General features: G+C 62.3%; 14 protein-coding genes and 3 tRNA genes. 14 read left to right on the top strand and 3 right to left on the bottom strand.

Translation table 11 applies throughout. The annotated features are described in order from the left end of the window. Window positions 1-23: 23 nt before the first annotated feature. Together LPB260_RS17240 and LPB260_RS17235 are read right to left on the bottom strand one after the other, a co-directional pair. A complete protein-coding gene (locus tag LPB260_RS17240; RefSeq protein ID WP_208707028.1) occupies window positions 24-425 on the bottom strand; it encodes a hypothetical protein in 402 nt (133 codons plus the stop codon). A 127-nt stretch (window positions 426-552) separates the two neighbouring features. After that, window positions 553-2,427, bottom strand: a complete 1,875-nt coding sequence (locus LPB260_RS17235; protein ID WP_208707027.1) for a sigma-54-dependent Fis family transcriptional regulator — start codon at window positions 2,425-2,427, stop codon at window positions 553-555. A 282-nt stretch (window positions 2,428-2,709) separates the two neighbouring features. On the opposite strand from LPB260_RS17235, the gene LPB260_RS17230 reads away from it, so the two are divergent. The 6 genes from LPB260_RS17230 to LPB260_RS17205 all read left to right on the top strand — a co-directional run bounded on the left by LPB260_RS17230 (window position 2,710) and on the right by LPB260_RS17205 (window position 8,699). After that, window positions 2,710-3,804: an ABC transporter ATP-binding protein gene (locus tag LPB260_RS17230; protein WP_208707026.1), complete on the top strand. Its 1,095-nt coding sequence runs from the start codon at window positions 2,710-2,712 to the stop codon at window positions 3,802-3,804. Then, window positions 3,804-4,916, top strand: a complete 1,113-nt coding sequence (locus tag LPB260_RS17225; protein WP_208707025.1) for an ABC transporter ATP-binding protein — start codon at window positions 3,804-3,806, stop codon at window positions 4,914-4,916. The genes LPB260_RS17230 and LPB260_RS17225 overlap by 1 nt, the downstream gene beginning before the upstream one ends. Then, window positions 4,913-5,779 (top strand): carbohydrate ABC transporter permease, encoded by an 867-nt coding sequence (locus LPB260_RS17220; protein ID WP_208707024.1) that lies wholly within the window; start codon window positions 4,913-4,915, stop codon window positions 5,777-5,779. Before LPB260_RS17225 ends, LPB260_RS17220 begins: the two co-directional genes overlap by 4 nt. 8 nt (window positions 5,780-5,787) lie before the next feature. Beyond that, a complete protein-coding gene (locus LPB260_RS17215) occupies window positions 5,788-6,588 on the top strand; it encodes a carbohydrate ABC transporter permease (RefSeq protein ID WP_208707023.1) in 801 nt (266 codons plus the stop codon). Window positions 6,589-6,599: 11 nt separating this feature from the next. Continuing rightward, window positions 6,600-6,872, top strand: a complete 273-nt coding sequence (locus tag LPB260_RS17210) for a DUF2160 domain-containing protein (protein WP_208707022.1) — start codon at window positions 6,600-6,602, stop codon at window positions 6,870-6,872. A gap of 84 nt (window positions 6,873-6,956) precedes the next feature. Beyond that, on the top strand, window positions 6,957-8,699 hold the full coding sequence (locus LPB260_RS17205) for an ABC transporter substrate-binding protein (RefSeq protein WP_208707021.1): 1,743 nt from the start codon (window positions 6,957-6,959) through the stop codon (window positions 8,697-8,699). A 60-nt stretch (window positions 8,700-8,759) separates the two neighbouring features. Here LPB260_RS17205 and folD read toward each other — a convergent pair whose 3' ends face one another. Beyond that, the gene (gene folD / locus LPB260_RS17200; RefSeq protein WP_208707020.1) at window positions 8,760-9,614 is read right to left on the bottom strand and encodes a bifunctional methylenetetrahydrofolate dehydrogenase/methenyltetrahydrofolate cyclohydrolase FolD; all 855 of its coding nucleotides are present in this window, start codon (window positions 9,612-9,614) and stop codon (window positions 8,760-8,762) included. A 271-nt stretch (window positions 9,615-9,885) separates the two neighbouring features. On the opposite strand from folD, the gene LPB260_RS17195 reads away from it, so the two are divergent. The 8 genes from LPB260_RS17195 (at window position 9,886) to hupB (ending at window position 16,718) form a co-directional block, all read left to right on the top strand. Then, window positions 9,886-9,962: transfer RNA gene (locus LPB260_RS17195), tRNA-Arg, on the top strand. Between the two features lie 33 nt (window positions 9,963-9,995). Further along, a tRNA-His gene (locus tag LPB260_RS17190) sits at window positions 9,996-10,071 on the top strand. Window positions 10,072-10,125: 54 nt separating this feature from the next. Then, window positions 10,126-10,210: transfer RNA gene (locus LPB260_RS17185), tRNA-Leu, on the top strand. A 124-nt stretch (window positions 10,211-10,334) separates the two neighbouring features. Next, a complete protein-coding gene (gene tig, locus LPB260_RS17180; protein WP_208707019.1) occupies window positions 10,335-11,645 on the top strand; it encodes a trigger factor in 1,311 nt (436 codons plus the stop codon). Between the two features lie 91 nt (window positions 11,646-11,736). Further along, window positions 11,737-12,378: an ATP-dependent Clp endopeptidase proteolytic subunit ClpP gene (gene clpP / locus LPB260_RS17175; RefSeq protein ID WP_208707018.1), complete on the top strand. Its 642-nt coding sequence runs from the start codon at window positions 11,737-11,739 to the stop codon at window positions 12,376-12,378. A gap of 107 nt (window positions 12,379-12,485) precedes the next feature. Further along, window positions 12,486-13,766, top strand: a complete 1,281-nt coding sequence (clpX, locus tag LPB260_RS17170; RefSeq protein ID WP_208707017.1) for an ATP-dependent Clp protease ATP-binding subunit ClpX — start codon at window positions 12,486-12,488, stop codon at window positions 13,764-13,766. 145 nt (window positions 13,767-13,911) lie between these two features. Then, a complete protein-coding gene (gene lon, locus LPB260_RS17165) occupies window positions 13,912-16,308 on the top strand; it encodes an endopeptidase La (protein WP_208707016.1) in 2,397 nt (798 codons plus the stop codon). A 137-nt stretch (window positions 16,309-16,445) separates the two neighbouring features. Then, complete coding sequence (gene hupB / locus LPB260_RS17160) at window positions 16,446-16,718, top strand: nucleoid-associated protein HU-beta (protein ID WP_003239952.1); 273 nt, start codon at window positions 16,446-16,448, stop codon at window positions 16,716-16,718. Window positions 16,719-16,862 lie beyond the last annotated feature (144 nt).

Here is a 16,862-nt window from a genome sequence, read left to right as displayed (position 1 = left end):
TGTGCGCCGGTCCGCTGCCTGCGTCAGGCGTCGCGCAACAGGTCGTGGGCGTTGAGCAGGTCGTAGGCGATTTCCGGGTGCTTCTCCAGACCGCGGCGAATCGCCGCCGGAATCGCCTGGCGGGTCTTGCGGCAGAGCCCTGGCAGGTCGTCGATACGAATGGCGATGCCGCGCATGCTGCGCACTTCGTTGAAGCCGGGGGCGATTGCCAGGCGGATGCCCAGCTGCTCGTGGAGGCGCCGCTGCATGTGCTCGAGATCGCCCAGGCTCTGAATGTTCTCCAGGCGCTCGAGCAGGCGCTTCTCCTCCTGGCGGGTCAGGCGCAGGATGCGCAGGTCGCTGTCGGGGCTGTCCAGCAACTGTTCGCGCTGGCAGTCGCAGACTCCAGGCGGGCAGGGTTGGCGGATCGGAAAGGAAGGCGTCATGGGCACCGATCATAGCGATCCCGGGGCGCAGTTGCCCATGGGGATCTTGCAGGCCTCGTCCTGCGCCATGAGTGGCGCGTGACTTCGCCGGCGCGCCGGGTGTCGATCGGCCGCATGGCGCCTTCCCCTAGATTTTCAGCCCCTGCTCGCGCAGCCGCTTGTACAGGGTGTTGCGGCTTACGCCCAAGTTGCGCGCCAGGTGCGAGATATTGCCGCCGCAGGCCTGGTACTGGCCGAGCAGATCCTGGTTTTCGCCAGCGCCGGGCGCCTGCTGTTCGAGTGGCTGGGGCGCGCTGGCTGGTTCGGCCGCCGCCGGAGCCTGCTGCAGGTCGTCGAAGAAATCCTCCGGCAGGTGTTCGGCGCGGATCGGCTCATCGTCGGCCATCACCAGGGCTATCTGCAGCACGCTGCTGAGCTGGCGCAGGTTGCCCGGCCAGGGATGGCGCAGGAACAGTGCCTCGACCTCGCGGCTGATGCCCGCCCGTTGGTGGGGTTCGCGGTGGTAGTCCCAGACGCGCTGGAACAGCGCTGCCTTGTCGCTGCGTTCGCGCAGCGGCGGCAGTGCCAGGCTCAGGCCGTTGATCCGGTAGTAGAGGTCCTGACGGAACAGGCCGCTGTCGACGTCCTGGCGCAGCGGGCGGTTGGTGGCGGAGATCAGGCGGATATCCACCGGAAACAGCTCGCAGCTGCCCAGCGGCTGCACGCAACGCTCTTGCAGCACGCGCAGCAGGCGTGCCTGCACCCGCAACGGCATGTCGCCGATCTCGTCGAGAAACAGCGTGCCCTTATGGGCCTTGCGGATCAGGCCGATGCTGCCTTTCTGGTTGGCACCGGTGAATGCGCCTTTCTCGTAGCCGAACAGCTCGGACTCCACCAGTTCGGCGGGGATGGCCGCACAGTTGACCGCGATGAATGCCTGGTTGGCCCTCGAGCTGGCCTGGTGCAGGGCCTTGACGAAGACCTCCTTGCCGACGCCGGTCTCGCCGTGGACAAGGATCGGAATGTCCTTCTCCAGCAGCCGTTCGGCCTGGCGCACGGCCTTGGCCACGCGGGGGTCGCCGAGGTTGATCGAGGCCAGGGTAAAGCCCTTGGCGCGCTCCTCGGCCGGGGCGGCGGGGCGGAAGTCGCGGGCCTGGATCGGCACCGGTTGCTGGGGGCGCTTGAGCTGCGCGTGAAAGCTGAAGCCGCCGCTCGAGCGCAGCTTGAAGGGCTGGGCCTGGGGTTGGTTGAGCAGCCGCTGAAGAGGAATGTCGAACAGGCTGTCGATGTTCACCCGCGCCAGGCCGACGCCGAGCAGGCTGTCGGCGCGACGGTTGGCCGAGACCACCTGGCCCTGCTCGTCGAAGACCAGCAGCCCCGCCCAGGGGCTGTCGAGGTTGTTCAGGCTGGTGTTGAAGGTCAGCTGGAAATAGCGTCCGCTGAACAGGTTGAGGATCAGCCGGTTCTCCACCGACTGGCTCATCATCTTGACCATGCCCAGGGTGTGGGCCGGCGGCAGGTAGCTGTCGCTGGAGACATCCAGCACCGCGATCATCTGCCGTTGCTCGTCGAAGATCGGCGAGGCCGAGCCGGTCATGAAACGGTTGGCCTTGAGGAAGTGTTCGTCGTGCTGGATGTGCACGGCCTGGCCGCAACTGAGGGCGGTGCCGATGGCGTTGGTGCCGGTGAAGCGCTCCAGCCAGCTGGCGCCGGGGCGGAAACCGCTGGCCAGGCTGGGGTCGACGAAGCGCTGGTCGCCCCAGGACTGCAGCAGCTGGCCCTGGTTGTCGGCCAGCATGATCAGGCAGTTGGAGTTGGCGAGGATGTCGCCGTAATAGGGCAGTACTTCGCGCTGGGTGGTCTGCACCAGGGCGTGCTGGCTTTCCAGCAGCGTCGAGACTTCGCCCTTGCCCGGCAGGCCGAAGCTGGGCGTGCTCTGGTGCGTCAGGCCGAAGTCGCGGCAGCGCGACCAGGACTCCTGGATGATGTTGTCATGGGACAGTGAAGAATCCGCTTCGGGCATGCCAAGTGTTCCGTTGTTGTTCTTGTCGTTATCGACTCCGGTCTGTGCCGGGCAGTGGCCAGTGTCGTTGATGACTGTTCAATGTCAACAGCGCGATTGTTCATTTGTTCATCTAACCCTGTTCAGAACTGTTCAGTCGCAAATAGCCCGGCTGTTTCTTGTTTGATAAAGAGCTAATTAAAACAATGGCTTAAGTTGTTTTGATGGATTCTGGCACAAAACTGGCTTTGTTAGCGCAAACGGCTTAATGCCGCAAATGGCACAACAACAAAAGGACAGGCCATGTCGCTTACGCTGGAACATGTCAGCCGTACCGTCGACAACCAGGTGCATATCGACGATGCGTGCCTGAGCTTCGAACCCGGTTCCTTCAATGTCCTGCTGGGTCGCACCCTGGCGGGCAAGACCAGTCTGATGCGCCTGATGGCCGGGCTGGACCGCCCGGACAAGGGGCGCATCCTGATGAATGGTGCGGACGTCACCGGTGTGCCGGTGCGTCAGCGCAACGTCTCGATGGTCTATCAGCAGTTCATCAACTACCCGACCCTGACGGTGTTCGAGAACATCGCCTCGCCGCTGCGCCAGGCCGGCGTGGCCGAGGCCGAAATCATTGACAAGGTCCAGGCGACCGCGCAGATGCTGCGCATCGACGGCCTGCTCAAGCGCTATCCGCTGGAGCTGTCGGGCGGCCAGCAGCAGCGCACGGCCATGGCCCGTGCCCTGGTCAAGGACGCCTCGCTGATCCTGTTCGACGAGCCGCTGGTCAACCTCGACTACAAGCTGCGCGAAGAGCTGCGCCAGGAGATGCGCGAGCTGTTCCAGGCGCGCCACACCATCGCCATCTACGCCACCACCGAGCCGAACGAGGCCCTGGCCCTGGGCGGCACCACCACCATCCTGCATGAGGGGCGGGTGGTGCAGAGCGGCCGCACGGCAGAGGTCTATCACCGGCCACAGCAGGTGCTGGCCGCCGAGCTGTTCTCCGAGCCGGCGATCAACCTCATGCCCGGGCGCATCAGCGAAACCGAGGTGAGCTTCGCCGACGCCGTGCATTTCCCGTTGAACCCGGACCTCAAGGACATCGCCGTGGGCGACTATCGCTTCGGCGTGCGCCCCAGCCATATCGGCCTGGTGCCGTCCAACGACGACGACCTGGAGCTGGCGGTGACCGTCGAGCTGGCGGAGATCAGCGGCTCGGAAACCTTCCTGCACGTGCGCAACGAGCAGTTCGTCCTGGTCCTGCACCTGCCGGGCGTCCATGAGTACGACGTGGACGCGCCGATCCTCATCTACATTCCCACGCACAAACTGTTCGTCTTCGATGCCCAAGGGCAGCTGGTTCAGGCGCCCACCCGGCGCACAGGGAGGAGTGCCTGATGGCCGAGATACGTTTGAAGAACCTAGCGCACAGCTACAGTCGCGAGCCCTCCGGCGCGCAAGACTACGCCATCCGCGAGATGAATCATGTGTGGGAGCAGGGCGGTGCCTATGCGTTGTTGGGGCCTTCGGGCTGCGGCAAGTCGACCCTGCTCAATATCATCTCCGGCCTGCTCAAGCCGTCCCACGGCGAGGTGCTGTTCGACGCCAAAGCGGTCAACGAACTGCCCCCGGAGCAGCGCAACATCGCCCAGGTTTTCCAGTTTCCGGTGGTCTACGACACCATGACGGTGTTCGACAACCTGGCGTTTCCCCTGCGCAACCAGGGCATGGCCGAGCCTCAGGTGATGAGCAAGGTGCATGAGATCGCCGAGGTGCTGGAGCTGCACCCGCTGTTGCACAAGAAGGCGCGCAACCTGACCGCCGACGAGAAGCAGAAGGTCTCCATGGGTCGCGGCCTGGTGCGCGACGACGTCTCGGCGATCCTCTTCGACGAGCCGCTGACCGTCATCGACCCGCACCTGAAGTGGAAGCTGCGGCGCAAGCTCAAGCAGATCCACGAGCAGTTCAACATCACCATGGTCTACGTCACCCACGACCAGCTGGAGGCTTCCACCTTCGCCGACAAGATCGCGGTGATGTACGGCGGCCAGATCGTCCAGTTCGGCACGCCCCGGGAGCTGTTCGAGCGCCCCAGCCACACCTTCGTCGGTTACTTCATCGGCAGCCCGGGGATGAACCTGATCGAGGTCAGCCCCTGCGAGGGCGGCGTGAGCTTCGCTGATACCCAGCTGCCGCTCAGCGCGGCGCTGACCCGCCGACTGGCCGGGATGACCTGGAAGAGCCTCAAGGTCGGCATCCGCCCCGAGTTCGTGCATGTCTGGGACGGCCCCTACGAGGGCGCCCTGCGCGCCGAGGTGCTGCATGTCGAGGACCTGGGGACCTACAAGATCCTCAGCCTGCAACTGGACGGCCAGCCGATCAAGGTGCGCCTGCAGGAGGACCAGCAGGTGCCGCAGAAACAGGCCTATATCAGCTTTCCGGCGCAGTGGCTGATGCTCTACGCCGACGACTATCTGGTCGATGAAGGCCAGCTGGAGGTGGCGCCATGAGCAAGGTGCATAACAACAAGGCCTGGTGGCTGGTGCTGCCGGTGTTCCTGCTGGTGGCGTTCAGCGCCATCGTGCCGATGATGACCGTGGTCAACTACTCGGTGCAGGACATCTTCGACCAGTCCAGCCGCTACTTCGTCGGCGTCGACTGGTTCCGCCAGGTGCTGCAGGACACCCGCCTGCACGACTCGCTGCTGCGCCAGTTCATCTACTCGGGCTGCGTGCTGCTGATCGAAATTCCCTTGGGGATAGGCATCGCCCTGACCATGCCGACCAAGGGGCGCTGGGCCTCGCTGTGTCTGATCCTGATGGCCATCCCGTTGCTGATCCCGTGGAACGTGGTCGGCACCATCTGGCAGATCTTCGGCCGCGCCGACATCGGCCTGCTCGGCTGGAGCCTCAACGAGCTGGGGGTGGACTACAACTACGCTTCCAACACCGCGGACGCCTGGGTCACGGTGCTGATCATGGACGTCTGGCACTGGACTTCCCTGGTGGCGCTGCTCTGCTACTCCGGCCTGCGGGCGATTCCCGACGTCTATTACCAGGCGGCGCGCATCGACCGCGCCTCGGCCTGGGCGGTGTTTCGCCATATCCAGCTGCCGAAGCTCAAGAGCGTGCTGCTGATCGCCGTGATGCTGCGCTTCATGGACAGCTTCATGATCTACACCGAGCCCTTCGTGCTCACCGGCGGCGGGCCGGGCAACGCCACCACCTTCCTCAGTCAGACCCTGACCCAGATGGCGGTCGGCCAGTTCGACCTGGGGCCGGCTGCGGCGTTCTCCCTGGTCTATTTCCTGATCATCCTGCTGGTTTCCTGGCTGTTCTATACCGCCATGACCCACGACGACAAAAACCGCTGAGGCCGACCATGACTATGCGTAAACGCGTGGTGCTGCTGTGCTACCTGCTGTTCCTGCTGGTGCCGATCTACTGGCTGCTGAACATGTCGTTCAAGAGCAACACCGAGATCCTCGGCGGCCTGAGCCTGTGGCCGCACGGCTTCACCCTGGACAACTACCGGGTGATCTTCACCGACCCGAGCTGGTACGAGGGCTACCTCAACTCGCTGTACTACGTCACCCTCAATACCCTGATCTCCCTCAGCGTGGCGTTGCCGGCGGCCTATGCCTTCTCGCGCTACCGCTTCCTCGGCGACAAGCACCTGTTCTTCTGGCTGCTGACCAACCGCATGGCGCCGCCGGCGGTTTTCCTGCTGCCGTTCTTCCAGCTGTATTCCTCGATCGGCCTGTTCGACACCCATATCGCCGTGGCCCTGGCCCATTGCCTGTTCAACGTGCCGCTGGCGGTGTGGATTCTCGAGGGCTTCATGTCCGGGGTGCCCAAGGAGATCGATGAAACGGCCTATATCGACGGCTACAGTTTTCCGAAGTTCTTCGTGAAGATCTTCATTCCGTTGATCGGCTCGGGCATCGGCGTCACCGCGTTCTTCTGCTTCATGTTCTCCTGGGTCGAGCTGCTGCTGGCGCGCACCCTGACCTCGGTGGACGCCAAGCCCATCGTCGCGGTGATGACCCGCACGGTATCGGCCTCCGGCATCGACTGGGGGGTGCTGGCCGCCGCCGGGGTGTTGACCATCCTGCCGGGGATGCTGGTGATCTGGTTCGTTCGCAACCACGTGGCCAAGGGCTTCGCCCTCGGTCGGGTTTAAGGAGAAGGCATATGGATTGGATGGCGTGGACGTTGCCCACCGGCCTGTTCTTCGGCGCGATCGCCGTGCTGCTGGCGGGCATGACGGTCTGGGAAATACGCTCGCCCTGCGTCGAGCGCAAAGGGTTTCTGCCGATCAGCACGACCCGTGGTGATCGGCTGTTTATCGGTCTGCTTGGTAGTGCCTACCTGCACTTGCTGGTGGTAGGCGCGACCGACTGGAGCGTCTGGATAGCCTCGTTGCTGTCTTTGCTGTGGCTGTTTGCAGTGATGCGTTGGGGTTGATGTGTGCTGCAGGCGTCAAGCGCCGTCCGGCGTTGTGGCGTGGCAGTCGTGTTGCCTCTTATAAAACCTGAGATGGAGGTCTCTATGTTCGAAAATAACAACAAAACTCGACGTAGCATGGCGCTGGCCGCCCTGCTGGCGTTGTCCGGGCTCAGTGGTGCGGCCTGGGCGGATGCCTACGAAGAGGCGGCGAAGAAGTGGATAGCCGAGGAGTTCAATCCCTCGACCCTGACCCCGGAACAGCAGCTGGCCGAGCTGCAGTGGTTCATCAAGGCGGCCGAGCCGTTTCGCGGCATGAGCATCAGCGTCGCCTCGGAAACCATCGCCACCCACGAGTACGAGTCCAAGGTCCTGGCCAAGGCGTTCAGCGAGATCACCGGCATCCAGCTCAAGCATGACCTGATGCAGGAAGGCGATGTGGTCGAGAAGCTGCAGACCCAGATGCAGTCCGACAAGAACATCTACGACGGTTACATCAACGACTCCGACCTGATCGGTACCCACTTCCGTTACGGCAAGGCGGTGGCGATCAGTGACATGATGGCCGGCGAGGGCAAGGACTACACCTTGCCGACCCTGGACCTGCCAGACTTCATCGGCACCTCCTTCACCACCGGGCCCGATGGCAAGCTCTATCAGCTGCCCGACCAGCAGTTCGCCAACCTCTACTGGTTCCGCGCCGACTGGTTCGAGCGTCCGGAGCTGAAGGCCAAGTTCAAGGAAATCTACGGCTACGATCTGGGTGTGCCGGTCAACTGGTCGGCCTACGAGGACATCGCCGAGTTCTTCTCGGTGCACGTCAAGGAAATCGACGGCCAGCGCGTCTATGGCCACATGGACTACGGCAAGAAGGACCCGTCTCTGGGCTGGCGCTTCACCGATGCCTGGTTCTCCATGGCCGGTGGTGGCGACAAGGGCTTGCCCAACGGCCTGCCGGTGGACGAGTGGGGCATCCGGGTCGACGGTTGCCGTCCGGTCGGCTCCAGCGTCGCCCGTGGTGGCGACACCAACGGCCCGGCCGCGGTATATGCGACCACCAAGTACGTCGATTGGATGCGCCAGTACGCACCGCCTGAAGCTCAGGGCATGACCTTCTCCGAGGCCGGCCCGGTACCGGCGCAGGGCAGCATTGCCCAGCAGATCTTCTGGTACACCGCCTTCACCGCGGACATGACCAAGGCCGGCCTGCCGGTGGTCAACGAGGACGGCACGCCGAAGTGGCGCATGGCGCCGTCGCCAAAAGGGCCGTACTGGGAAGAGGGCATGAAGCTCGGCTACCAGGACGCCGGTTCCTGGACCTTCCTCAAGTCGACGCCGGAGAAGCAGCGCCTGGCGGCCTGGCTGTACGCCCAGTTCGTCACCTCCAAGACCGTGTCGCTGAAGAAGACCCTGGTCGGCCTGACGCCGATCCGCGAGTCGGACATCCAGTCCCAGGCCATGACCGACGTGGCGCCCAAGCTGGGCGGGCTGGTCGAGTTCTATCGCAGCCCGGCACGGGTGCAGTGGACGCCGACCGGCACCAACGTACCGGACTACCCGCGCCTGGCGCAGCTGTGGTGGCAGTTCATCGCCGAAGCGGCCAGTGGCGACAAGACCCCGCAGCAGGCCCTGGACGGCCTTGCAGCCGCTCAGGACACCATGCTCGGGCGCCTGGAGCGTTCTGGGGTGTTGGGCGAGTGTGGGCCGAAGCTGAACGAAGCGCGTGATCCGCAGTACTGGCTGGACCAGCCGGGAGCGCCGAAGCCGAAGCTGGCAAATGAGAAGCCCAAGGGCGAAACCATCAACTACGACGAGCTGCTGAAGTCCTGGGAGCAAGGTCGTGGCTAAGGTCTAGCCAGGCAATAAAAAACGGCACCCTCGGGTGCCGTTTTTCATGCTGCTTCGCGCTCAGTCGTGCAGGTGTTCCGCCGCGTGCAGGGTGTTCTCCAGCAGGCCGGCGCGGGTCATCGGGCCTACGCCGCCCGGAACCGGGGTGATCCAGCCGGCGCGGGGCAGGGCGGTCTCGTAGACCACGTCGCCGATCAGCTTGCCGTCGTCCTGGCGGTTGATGCCGACGTCGATGACGATGGCGCCCGGCTTGATCCATTCACCCTTCACCAGCCCGGGCTTGCCAGCCGCGACCACGACGATGTCGGCCTGCGCCACATGGGCTGCCAGGTCCTTGGTGAAGCGGTGGGTGATGGTGACGGTGCAGCCACCGAGCAGCAGCTCCATGGCCATCGGTCGGCCGACGATGTTGGAGGCGCCGACGACCACTGCGTGCAGGCCATAGAGGTCGACGCCGGTGCTTTCCAGCAGGGTCATGATGCCCTTCGGCGTGCAGGGGCGTAGCAGCGGCATGCGCTGGGCCAGGCGACCAATGTTGTAGGGGTGGAAGCCATCCACGTCCTTGTCGGGGCGAATACGCTCCAGCAGCAAGGAGGCGTCGAGGTGTTCCGGCAGCGGCAGCTGTACCAGGATGCCGTCGATGCTCGGGTCTTCGTTCAGCCGGTCGATCAGGGCCAGGAGCTCGGCCTGGCTGGTACTGGCCGGCAGATCATAAGCCTGGGAAAGGAAGCCCACTTCTTCACAGTCTTTGCGCTTGTGCGAGACATAGACCTGGGAGGCCGGGTCGCTGCCGACCAGGATCACCGCGAGGCCGGGAGCCCGCAGGCCCTGTTGGCGTCGCTCGGCGACACGTTGGGCGATCTGCAAGCGGAGGCTGGCGGCGATCGCTTTGCCATCGATCAATTGTGCGGTCATTGCGCTTGGTTAACCATTGCAAAGGATTGAAAAAGGACGCGCATTCTCGCATGGCGAAACGGTACGGCAAAGGCGCCAGCCCAGGAATTTCGCGTAACCCCTTTATCTCGCTGAATTTTTTTTGATTTTAGTGTTGACGACCCATGGTCGCCTCTATAACATGCGCCCCGCTTGTCGAGCACAGCCAGTCGCTGGGTAAGACGGCAAAAGCAGCGGTCGAAAGATTGCCGCCGAAGCCGAAAGCTTTAAGTCTGCGCTTGCAGATGGATAGGCGCCCGTAGCTCAGCTGGATAGAGCATCCGCCTTCTAAGCGGATGGTCGCAGGTTCGAGTCCTGCCGGGCGTGCCATTTGGCAGCTTTGGCACAAGCAAAAGTAATATGGTGGGCGTAGCTCAGTTGGTAGAGCACAGGATTGTGGCTCCTGGTGTCGTGGGTTCGATTCCCATCGTCCACCCCATATTCCAGAACGCCAGGCCAAAAGCCTGGCGTTTTTGTTTTATAGTCTGACCACGCGGACGTGGTGAAATTGGTAGACACACCAGATTTAGGTTCTGGCGCCGCAAGGTGTGAGAGTTCGAGTCTCTCCGTCCGCACCATCTTCTTTCCCTCCCGATTGCCGCCTGCATCTAGGGTGACTTCTGCAAATTGACCCTCTAGAATGCATGCCCTTGATCTGGGGCCGGAAACGGCCGGCTTATGTCTGTGCAACGAGGAATATCCATGCAAGTTTCTGTTGAAAGCACTTCTGCTCTTGAGCGCCGCATGACCGTCGGCGTTCCCGTCGAGCGCATCGAGACTGAAGTCAACAAGCGTCTGCAGCAGACTGCCCGTCGTGCCAAGGTTCCTGGCTTCCGCCCCGGCAAAGTGCCGATGAGCGTGATTCGCCAGCGCTATGAAGCCTCGGCGCGTCAGGAAGCCCTGGGTGACCTGATCCAGGAAACCTTCTATGAAGCCGTTGTCGAGCAGAAGCTGAACCCTGCCGGCGCGCCGGCCGTCGAGCCGAAGACCTTCGAGAAGGGCAAGGACCTGGAGTACGTGGCCACCTTCGAGGTGTTCCCGGAGTTCGAGGTTCAGGGTTTCGAGTCGATCGCAGTCGAGCGTCTGCAGGCCGAAGTGGCTGATGCCGATCTGGACAACATGCTGGACATCCTGCGCAAGCAGAACACTCGCTTCGAAGTCGTCGAGCGCGCCGCCGAAAATGGCGACCAGCTGAACATCGACTTCGTCGGCAAGATCGAAGGCGAAGCCTTCGCCGGCGGTTCCGCCAAGGCGACTCAGCTGGTGCTCGGTTCCGGCCGCATGATCCCTGGTTTCGAGGACGCCCTGATCGGCGCCAAGGCTGGTGAAGAGCGTGTGATCAATCCGACCTTCCCCGAGGATTACCAGAACCTGGATCTGGCCGGCAAAGTGGCCGAGTTCACCGTGACGGTGAACAGCGTGTCCGCGCCGCAGCTGCCTGAGCTGAATGAAGAGTTCTTCGCGCAGTTCGGCGTGAAGGAGGGCGGTCTCGAAGGTTTCCGCACCGAAGTTCGCAAGAATATGGAGCGCGAGCTGCGTCAGGCCATCAAGTCCAAGGTGAAGAACCAGGTCATGGACGGTCTGCTGGCTGCCAACCCGATCGAGGTGCCGAAGGCGCTGCTGGGTAACGAGGTCAACCGCCTGCGCGTTCAGGCCGTCCAGCAGTTCGGTGGCAACATCAAGCCCGAGCAGCTGCCGGCTGAGCTGTTCGAAGAGCAGGCCAAGCGCCGCGTGGTGCTGGGCCTGATCGTCGCCGAGGTGGTCAAGCAGTTCGAGCTGAAGCCGGACGAAGAGCGCGTGCGCGAGCTGATCCAGGAGATGGCTTCGGCTTATCAGGAGCCCGAGCAGGTTGTGGCCTGGTACTACAAGAACGACCAGCAGATGAACGAAGTGCGTTCGGTTGTGCTGGAAGAGCAAGTTGTAGATACTGTTTTGCAGAAGGCCAACGTGACCGATAAATCGGTCTCTTACGAAGAAGCTGTCAAGCCGGCGGAAGCGCCCAAAGCCGACTGATTCTTTACCTCGTTCGAACACGCCATAAGCCAGCCTCCGCGCTGGCTTATGCGTATTTGTGACATGACTATTTAGGGAGCGAGTGCAAGACATGTCCCGCAATCCTTTTATGCAACACATGCCTGATATTCAAGCGGCCGGCGGCCTGGTGCCGATGGTGATCGAGCAGTCGGCCCGCGGTGAGCGCGCCTACGACATCTATTCGCGCCTGCTCAAGGAGCGGGTGATCTTCCTGATCGGTCCGGTCGAAGACTACATGGCCAACCTGGTTGCCGCTCAGCTGCTGTTCCTCGAGGCTGAGAACCCGGACAAGGATATCCACCTGTACATCAACTCCCCGGGTGGCTCGGTTACCGCGGGCATGTCGATCTACGACACCATGCAGTTCATCAAGCCGGATGTTTCCACCATCTGTATCGGTCAGGCATGCAGCATGGGTGCTCTGCTGCTGGCTGGCGGCGCTGCAGGCAAGCGCTATTGCCTGCCGCACTCGCGGATGATGATTCACCAGCCGCTGGGCGGATTCCAGGGCCAGGCCTCGGACATCGAGATCCACGCCCGCGAGATCCTGACCATTCGCGAGCGCCTGAACAAGATTCTTGCCGACCACACCGGTCAGCCGATCGAGGTGATCGCCCGCGACACTGATCGTGACAATTTCATGAGCGGTGAAGACGCGGTGAAGTATCGCCTGATCGATCAGGTGCTGAGCAAGCGTCAGCTGGCGGGCTAAGCGGCTTAACCAGGCAGCGGCAGGAGATCCCGGCCGCTGCGCGGGCTTGAAAACGCCCGCATTTGCCTTCATCTTGTGTTTCAAGCCTACCGTATTGGATTGATCGAATGACTGATACCCGCAACGGCGAGGACAACGGCAAGCTGCTTTATTGCTCCTTCTGCGGCAAGAGCCAGCACGAAGTGCGCAAATTGATTGCCGGCCCCTCTGTCTTTATCTGCGACGAGTGCGTCGACCTGTGCAACGACATCATCCGCGAGGAGGTGCAGGAAGCCCAGGCCGAGAGCAGCGCGCACAAGCTGCCTGCGCCAAAGGAGATCAGCACCATCCTGGATCAGTATGTGATCGGTCAGGAGCGTGCGAAGAAGGTCTTGTCGGTGGCGGTATACAACCACTACAAGCGTCTCAACCAGCGTGACAAGAAGGATGACGTCGAGCTGGGCAAGAGCAACATCCTGCTGATCGGTCCGACCGGCTCGGGTAAAACCTTGCTCGCCGAGACCCTGGCACGCCTGCTCAATGTGCCGTTCACCATCGCCGATGCCACCACCCTCACCGAGGCGGGTTATGTCGGGGAAGATGTCGAGAACATCATCCAGAAGCTGCTGCAGAAGTGCGACTACGATGTAGAGAAGGCCCAGATGGGCATCGTATACATCGACGAGATCGACAAGATCTCGCGCAAGTCCGACAACCCCTCGATCACCCGCGATGTTTCCGGTGAGGGCGTGCAGCAGGCTCTGCTGAAACTGATCGAAGGCACGGTCGCTTCGGTGCCTCCGCAGGGGGGGCGAAAGCATCCGCAGCAGGAGTTCCTGCAGGTCGATACACGCAACATTCTGTTCATCTGTGGCGGTGCCTTCTCCGGCCTCGAGAAGGTCATCCAGGGGCGTTCGACCAAGGGTGGCATCGGCTTCAATGCCGAGGTGCGCAGCAAGGACCTGGGTAAGAAGGTCGGCGAGTCGCTGCGCGAGGTCGAGCCTGATGACCTGGTGAAGTTCGGTCTGATTCCGGAGTTCGTCGGCCGTCTGCCGGTCATCGCGACGCTGGAAGAGCTGGACGAGGCGGCGCTGATGCAGATTCTGACCGAGCCGAAGAACGCTCTGACCAAGCAGTACGCCAAGCTGTTCGAGATGGAAGGGGTCGAGCTGGAGTTCCGTCCGGACGCCCTGAAAGCAGTCTCGCACAAGGCGCTGGAGCGCAAGACCGGGGCCCGTGGCCTGCGTTCGATTCTCGAAGGTATCCTGCTCGACACCATGTACGAGATCCCTTCGCAGTCGGAAGTCAGCAAGGTGGTGATCGACGAAAGCGTCATCGACGGTTCGTCCAAGCCGCTGCTGATCTACGAGAACAGCGAGCCGCCTGCCAAGGCTGCGCCTGACGCGTGATCGTTTCATCCTGAATGCAAAGGGGCCTGCGGGCCCCTTTGCATTTCCGGTGCTAACGCTTGTTTTTTGCTGGGGCTACCCCCATCTTAGGGCCAAGGGTAATCCCAACTGTTTACGGCCGTATGGCCGCCGTAGAGCCGAAATCATGAAGACAACCATCGAATTGCCTCTCCTGCCGCTGCGCGATGTCGTGGTCTATCCGCACATGGTGATCCCGCTTTTCGTCGGGCGCGAGAAATCCATCGAAGCCCTCGAGGCGGCGATGACCGGGGAGAAGCAGATCCTGCTGCTCGCCCAGAAGAACCCCGCGGATGATGATCCGGGTGAGGAGGGGCTCTACCGGGTCGGCACCGTCGCGACGGTGCTGCAGTTGTTGAAGCTGCCGGATGGCACGGTCAAGGTGCTGGTCGAAGGCGAGCAGCGCGGCGAGATCGAGCGCTTCATCGAGGCCGATGGCCATTGCCGCGCCGAGGTACAGCTGCTCGACGAGGTGGAGGCCGCCGAGCGCGAGTCCGAGGTCTTCGTGCGCAGCCTGCTCAGCCAGTTCGAGCAGTATGTGCAGCTCGGCAAGAAGGTGCCGGCCGAGGTGCTGTCGTCGCTCAACAGCATCGACGAGCCCAGCCGCCTGGTCGACACCATGGCGGCGCACATGGCGCTGAAGATCGAGCAGAAGCAGGAAATCCTGGAGATCACCGACCTGTCCGCGCGGGTCGAGCACGTGCTGGCCCTGCTGGATGCAGAGATCGACCTGCTGCAGGTGGAAAAACGCATCCGCGGCCGGGTTAAGAAGCAGATGGAGCGCAGCCAGCGCGAGTACTACCTGAATGAGCAGATGAAGGCCATTCAGAAGGAGCTCGGCGACATCGACGAAGGCCACAGCGAGCTGGACGAGCTGAAAAAGCGCATCGAGAGCGCCGGGCTGACCAAGGAGGCCTACGACAAGGCCCAGACCGAGCTAAACAAGCTCAAGCAGATGTCGCCGATGTCGGCCGAAGCCACCGTGGTGCGTTCGTATATCGACTGGCTGGTTAATGTGCCGTGGAAGGCGCATAGCAAGGTGCGTCTGGACCTCGCTCGGGCTGAGGCCATTCTCAATGCCGACCATTACGGGTTGGAAGAGGTCAAGGAGCGCATCCTCGAGTACCTCGCCGTGCAGAAGCGGGTGAAGAAGATCAAGGGGCCGGTGCTCTGCCTGGTCGGGCCGCCGGGGGTGGGCAAGACGTCCCTGGCCGAGTCCATTGCCCATTCGACCAACCGCAAGTTCGTGCGCATGGCCCTGGGTGGCGTGCGGGACGAGGCGGAGATCCGCGGTCACCGTCGTACCTATATCGGCTCGATGCCCGGTCGTCTGATCCAGAAGATGACCAAGGTGGGCGTGCGCAATCCGCTGTTCTTGCTCGATGAGATCGACAAGATGGGGCAGGACATGCGTGGCGACCCTGCCTCGGCGCTGCTAGAGGTGCTCGATCCGGAGCAGAATCACAATTTCAACGACCATTACCTGGAGGTCGATTACGACCTCTCCGACGTGATGTTCCTCTGCACCGCCAACTCCATGAACATCCCGGCGCCCCTGCTGGATCGCATGGAAGTGATTCGCCTACCCGGCTACACCGAGGACGAGAAGGTCAATATCGCCATCAAGTACCTGGCGCCGAAGCAGATCCAGGCCAATGGCCTGAAGAAAGGCGAGTTGGCGTTCGAGGAGGCGGCGATCCGCGACATCATTCGTTACTACACCCGCGAGGCGGGTGTGCGCAGTCTTGAGCGACAGATCGCCAAGGTCTGCCGTCGGGCGGTGAAGGAGCATGCGCGCGAGAAGCGCTTCGAGGTCGTGGTGACCGCCGAGTCGCTGGAGCACTTCCTCGGGGTGCGCAAGCATCGCTATGGCCTGGCCGAGCAGGAGGATCAGATCGGTCAGGTGACCGGGCTGGCCTGGACCCAGGTGGGGGGAGAGCTGCTGACCATCGAGGCGGCGGTGGTGCCTGGCAAGGGCCAGTTGATCAAAACTGGCTCGCTGGGCGATGTGATGGTGGAATCGATTACCGCCGCGCAGACCGTGGTACGCAGTCGGGCCAAGAGCCTGGGCGTGGCGCTGGATTTCTATGAGAAGCGGGACATTCATATCCACATGCCGGAGGGCGCGACGCCCAAGGATGGTCCCAGTGCAGGCGTGGGCATGTGCACCGCGCTGGTCTCGGCGCTGACCCAGATCCCGGTGCGCGCGGATGTGGCCATGACCGGCGAAATCACCCTGCGCGGTCAGGTTCTCGCTATTGGCGGCCTAAAGGAAAAGTTGCTGGCGGCACACCGCGGCGGAATCAAAACTGTGATCATTCCCGAAGAAAATGTGCGGGACTTGAAAGAAATTCCAGAAAATATAAAGCAGGACCTGCAGATTAAGCCGGTTAAATGGATTGACGAAGTCCTGCAAATTGCGCTGCAATACGCCCCGGAGCCCTTGCCCGATGCGGCTCCCGAGCTGGTTGCAAAGGATGAGAAGCGCGATTCTGACTCCAAGGAGCGAATCAGCACGCATTAGCCGGGGGGCTTCCTTGACACAATTTTAGGGCCCTTGTTATAAAGCGGCTCTTATTGTGTCGGCACGCCACCCAGCACCCGCTTTGCTTACACTAAAAATCAAGAAACAAACTCAACAGAAATTAAGGGGACTTAAGAGTGAACAAGTCGGAACTGATCGATGCCATCGCTGCATCTGCTGATATCCCGAAAGCTGTTGCCGGCCGTGCGCTGGATGCAGTGATTGAATCCGTCACCGGTGCTCTCAAGGCTGGCGACTCCGTTGTACTGGTTGGTTTCGGCACTTTCGCAGTCAAGGAGCGCGCCGCTCGCACCGGCCGCAACCCGCAGACCGGTAAGCCGATCAGCATCGCCGCCGCTAAGATCCCAGGTTTCAAAGCTGGCAAAGCCCTGAAAGACGCCGTCAACTAAGCGTCCTTCGGGCCTTGCCCTACCAGGTCGGCCGTGAGGTTGATCTGGCAGCGGAGCGGTAACCGGCTGCTTGGATGCCGGTCTGTCACCCGGGGTTCGCAGGTTCGAGCCCCGTTCGCTCCGCCAGTTACGCGAAGGCGCATC

Source organism: Pseudomonas sp. LPB0260, assembly GCF_013388395.1.
The sequence above is the reverse complement of the archived record's forward strand: the minus strand, read 5'-3'. Positions and strand labels throughout refer to the sequence as shown.

Bases quoted from the DNA above. Each gene is read 5' to 3' on its own strand.
- LPB260_RS17240 (WP_208707028.1), bottom strand. From the start codon at position 425: ATGACGCCTTCCTTTCCGATCCGCCAACCCTGCCCGCCTGGAGTCTGC.
- LPB260_RS17210 (WP_208707022.1), top strand. From the start codon at position 6,600: ATGGATTGGATGGCGTGGACGTTGCCCACCGGCCTGTTCTTCGGCGCG.
- LPB260_RS17235 (WP_208707027.1), bottom strand. From the start codon at position 2,427: ATGCCCGAAGCGGATTCTTCACTGTCCCATGACAACATCATCCAGGAG.
- LPB260_RS17220 (WP_208707024.1), top strand. From the start codon at position 4,913: ATGAGCAAGGTGCATAACAACAAGGCCTGGTGGCTGGTGCTGCCGGTG.
- folD (WP_208707020.1), bottom strand. From the start codon at position 9,614: ATGACCGCACAATTGATCGATGGCAAAGCGATCGCCGCCAGCCTCCGC.
- lon (WP_208707016.1), top strand. From the start codon at position 13,912: ATGAAGACAACCATCGAATTGCCTCTCCTGCCGCTGCGCGATGTCGTG.
- clpX (WP_208707017.1), top strand. From the start codon at position 12,486: ATGACTGATACCCGCAACGGCGAGGACAACGGCAAGCTGCTTTATTGC.
- LPB260_RS17205 (WP_208707021.1), top strand. From the start codon at position 6,957: ATGTTCGAAAATAACAACAAAACTCGACGTAGCATGGCGCTGGCCGCC.
- tig (WP_208707019.1), top strand. From the start codon at position 10,335: ATGCAAGTTTCTGTTGAAAGCACTTCTGCTCTTGAGCGCCGCATGACC.
- clpP (WP_208707018.1), top strand. From the start codon at position 11,737: ATGTCCCGCAATCCTTTTATGCAACACATGCCTGATATTCAAGCGGCC.
- LPB260_RS17215 (WP_208707023.1), top strand. From the start codon at position 5,788: ATGACTATGCGTAAACGCGTGGTGCTGCTGTGCTACCTGCTGTTCCTG.
- LPB260_RS17230 (WP_208707026.1), top strand. From the start codon at position 2,710: ATGTCGCTTACGCTGGAACATGTCAGCCGTACCGTCGACAACCAGGTG.
- LPB260_RS17225 (WP_208707025.1), top strand. From the start codon at position 3,804: ATGGCCGAGATACGTTTGAAGAACCTAGCGCACAGCTACAGTCGCGAG.